Source organism: Streptomyces odonnellii (genome assembly GCF_000981895.1).
Lineage (GTDB): Bacteria > Actinomycetota > Actinomycetes > Streptomycetales > Streptomycetaceae > Streptomyces > Streptomyces odonnellii.
In genome coordinates this window covers 1-3,332 of the sequence record NZ_LATD01000544.1, presented here as the reverse complement: position 1 = coordinate 3,332, position 3,332 = coordinate 1, and the positions used below count along the sequence as shown (strand labels likewise).

The 3,332-nt window shown below is 72.0% G+C and carries 5 protein-coding genes and 1 pseudogene; 3 read left to right on the top strand and 3 right to left on the bottom strand.

The features are described 5' to 3' along the window. Positions 1 to 68: 68 nt before the first annotated feature. Positions 69 to 926, bottom strand: a complete 858-nt coding sequence (locus WH07_RS34760; RefSeq protein ID WP_046509030.1) for a helix-turn-helix domain-containing protein — start codon at positions 924 to 926, stop codon at positions 69 to 71. Positions 927 to 1,120: 194 nt separating this feature from the next. Between WH07_RS34760 and WH07_RS34755 the strand changes: the two genes are divergently transcribed. The 3 genes from WH07_RS34755 to WH07_RS34745 all read left to right on the top strand — a co-directional run bounded on the left by WH07_RS34755 (position 1,121) and on the right by WH07_RS34745 (position 2,249). Then, positions 1,121 to 1,468, top strand: a complete 348-nt coding sequence (locus WH07_RS34755; protein WP_046509029.1) for a DoxX family protein — start codon at positions 1,121 to 1,123, stop codon at positions 1,466 to 1,468. 116 nt (positions 1,469 to 1,584) lie between these two features. Continuing rightward, positions 1,585 to 1,836: a type II toxin-antitoxin system Phd/YefM family antitoxin gene (locus WH07_RS34750; protein WP_046509026.1), complete on the top strand. Its 252-nt coding sequence runs from the start codon at positions 1,585 to 1,587 to the stop codon at positions 1,834 to 1,836. Next, positions 1,824 to 2,249, top strand: a complete 426-nt coding sequence (locus WH07_RS34745; RefSeq protein ID WP_046509024.1) for a PIN domain-containing protein — start codon at positions 1,824 to 1,826, stop codon at positions 2,247 to 2,249. Before WH07_RS34750 ends, WH07_RS34745 begins: the two co-directional genes overlap by 13 nt. 93 nt (positions 2,250 to 2,342) lie before the next feature. Here the strand turns inward: WH07_RS34745 and WH07_RS34740 are convergent, their stop codons facing one another. Both WH07_RS34740 and WH07_RS34735 read right to left on the bottom strand, forming a co-directional pair. Further along, complete coding sequence (locus WH07_RS34740; protein WP_046509022.1) at positions 2,343 to 2,930, bottom strand: dihydrofolate reductase family protein; 588 nt, start codon at positions 2,928 to 2,930, stop codon at positions 2,343 to 2,345. Positions 2,931 to 3,105: 175 nt separating this feature from the next. Further along, positions 3,106 to 3,332: pseudogene (locus WH07_RS34735) on the bottom strand (D-aminoacylase); the annotation flags it as partial.

Genomic DNA, 3,332 nt, shown 5'->3' with positions numbered 1-3,332 from the left:
GCGGGGGATTCCATGGGGCGGGCGGGGGGGTCCGGCAGGCGGAGAACGGCGAGCCGTGCGGCCGGAAATCAGCCCGCCACGGCGCGGAGGGCACCCGGGCGGCGGCCGGTCAGCTTGTCGAGCGCGGCGGCGGTCGCCTCGTCGGCCGGGAGGTGGACGACCAGCCGCTGGTCCTCGGCCCCGGGCAGTTCCAGGGTCTCGTCGAGCAGCCGCAGCTCGCCCGCGCCGGGGTGCAGCAGCCGCCGGGCGGTCGGGCTCGCGGGCATCCGCAGGGTGGCGGCCCAGCGCTCGGCGAAGGGGGCGCCGGCGGTGAGGGTCAGCTCCGCGACGAGATCGTCGAGATGGTCGTCGGAGACGGAGCCGGTCTTGAGACGGGCGACGAGGTCGTCGGCGTCACGTGCCCAGTCGGGGTGGGCGGTACGGGCCCGGGGGTCCGTGAACAGGAACCGTACGAGGTTGGGCGCGGCCGGGTCCAGCAGCCCGAGGGGGCGGGCGAGCTGCTCGTACCCGCTGGTGAAGGCGATGACATCGGTCAGCCGGTTCAGCAGGACGGCGGGGGTGGGCTCCAGCCGGTCGAGCAGGGCGCGCAGGGTCGGGCGCACGGTCCGGTTCGGCGGCAGGCCCGCGCCGGGGCAGAGCTTGCGGGGGCCGATGAGCGACTTGACGGTGTGCATCAGGGCGAAGCGCTCGTCGGCGGTGAGGCGGAGGGCTTCGGCGAGAGCGGTGATGACCTGCGGGGAGGGGTTGTGGTCCCGGCCCTGTTCGAGCCGCGCGAGGTACTCGACGCTGATCCCGGCGAGCGTGGCCAGCTCGGAACGGCGCAGCCCCGGGGTACGGCGCCGGCTGCCGTCCGGGAGCCCGACCTCGGCGGGAGTGACGGACTCGCGGCGGGCGCGCAGGAAGAGGCCCAGCTCGTTGTCGCTCACGCCAGGCAATGTACCGGGCGGGGCCCGGACCACGGCATGGCGCAGCGTGGCCCTGTCACTACTAGCCTCGGCCGGGCGTTCCTCGGGGCGGCGGATTGCGGCACGTTGAGCCGGGGGCCCGCGACCGGCGGACCCCCTCTGTGGCCTTGCTGGTCCTTCAGCGGGCTGTCACGCAACCGTCCGAGGGGTCATCCGTGTTCATCGCCTACGCCGTTGTCGGCATTCTGCTCGCCGCCGTCCTGACGGGCTCCGCCTTCGCCACATTCACCCGGCAGGAGGCGATCGTCGGCTCGATGTCCAAACTGGGCGTCCCGGACTCCTGGCTCCCGCGCCTCGCCACCCTCAAGGCGGCGGGCGCGGTAGGCCTGCTGATCGGCCTCTGGCTGGCCCCGCTCGGGGTGGCGGCGGCGATCGGAGTGACCCTCTACTTCATCGGCGCGGCGATCTACCACCTCCGGGCGAAGGACTACGCGGTCGCCCCGGTGGTGGTGATCTTCCTCCTGGCGGTCGCGTCACTGGCACTGCGCCTGGCGTCTGCCTGACCGCATCGTGCGCGAGCGCCGGACGTCCGACGCCCCGGACGTGCGGCGCCCCGGACAACTCCGTCCGGTCCAGAGCGCACAGCCAGGGAATCAGAGAATCAGATACCCTGGTTCCCATGAAGGTGATGACCGCGACCGAAGCCTCCCGGAACTTCGCCGCCGTTCTGGACATGGCTGAGCACGGCGAGACCGTCATAGTCACGCGCGGCGGCAGGCGCATGGCGATGATCTCGCAGGCCCCGGCCGGCAACGGCGCGGATCTCGCCGATCTCCTCGACCGCTTCGCGGGCACGCTGGACGACGACTTCGAGGACGACGTCATGGGCACCCGTTCCCTGCTGACCACGGAGGACCCGTGGAGCGAGTGATCCTGGACACGGGCGTCCTGATCGCTGCCGAACGCGGCAAGGTCGGTCTCTCGGCCGAACTGCGCCGGTCCGATGACGATGTCTGCGTCTCCGCGGTGACCGCCGCCGAACTCCTGCTGGGCGTCGAACTCGCCGAAGGAAAGCACCGCGAGAGGCGGCAGGCGTTCATCGAGGGCGTCCTGGCACTGGTGCCGGTGGAGGAATACACGCTGCATGTGGCCCACGCGCATGCCCGTCTGCTCGCCCATGTACGGCGCGAGGGCAGGCCGCGTGGGGCGCACGACCTCATCATCGCCGCAACGGCGGCGGCGACCGCCCGCACCGTGGTGACCTTGGACGCCAAGGCCCGGTTCGGCGATCTGCCCGGCGTGCAGGCGCGCGACCTGGACGGAAGCGCGTCCGCGTCTTCTTGACGCCCGCGCGCCGTCGGCGCCGCGATCTGCCCTGGCGACGTCCCATTCCCTGTCGGACGTTCGTGTCACGTCGGACATCGCTGTGCTTGTGTCTCAGTCGCGCCGCACGGCGTAGGTCAGGTGGGTGGCGCGGGAGCCGACGACGACGGTCGGGTCCTCGAAGCGATGAGGCGAGCGGGCGAGGCCGGCGAAGTAGGGGATCCCCGCACCCAGCAGCACAGGCACGAGGCTGACCCGGACCTCGTCCAGGAGACCGAGGTCGAGCGCCTGCGCGGCGATGCTGGCGCTGGCGACGGCGACGTCCTTGCCGCCCGCGATCTCCCGGGCCGCGGCGATACCGGCGGCCACGTCCCCGACGAAGGTGGTCCTGGGCCACGCGGTGGTGTCCCGGGGCGGGCGGTGGGTGACCACGACCACCGGGGCGCCCACCGGATGGTTGTCGTCCCAGCCGTTGGTGTGGTCGAACAGGCGCCGTCCGCAGACCAGGGCCCCGGTGCCGGCGAGCATGTCCCGCAGCATCGCGGCACTGCCCGCGTCGACCTGGAAGGAGCTGTGCCCGTCACGGGCCGGCACCTCGACCTCTCCCGCGTTGTACCAGTCGAACAATTCGCCGCATCCGTCCTGCGGGTCGGCGATGTACCCGTCCAGCGACATCGTCATGTGAGAGAAGACCGTGTTCATCGTCCAATTCCTTCGGGTCGTGATGCGGGGACGTACGTAGGACGCCGAAGGGCGGCCGGACTCATCGGTCGTGTGGGACCGATGAGCGGCGAGGACGGAACTCGACGACGTGCTCACCGCTGTGCGATCGGCCGGCGAGAGGGCGTTCGCGCAACTGGTGGACCGCTATCACGGCCTACGGCCTCGGCGACCTTCTTACCGACCTGCCCGCCAGGACGTCCGTGCGGTGGCCGTCCTCGATGACGAACCGGCCCGATATCAGGACGTGCGGGATGCCTTCCGGGCGGGCCCGGGGGGAATCGAAGGTGGCCGGGGACGACACCGTCGAGGGATCGAAGAGGACCAGGTCGGCGTGGTGACCCTCGGCCACCAGGCCTCGGTCGGGGAGGCGGAGGCGGGCGG

Coding starts and splice junctions, on each gene's coding strand:
- WH07_RS34750 (WP_046509026.1), top strand. CDS start 1,585: ATGAAGGTGATGACCGCGACCGAAGCCTCCCGGAACTTCGCCGCCGTT.
- WH07_RS34740 (WP_046509022.1), bottom strand. CDS start 2,930: ATGAACACGGTCTTCTCTCACATGACGATGTCGCTGGACGGGTACATC.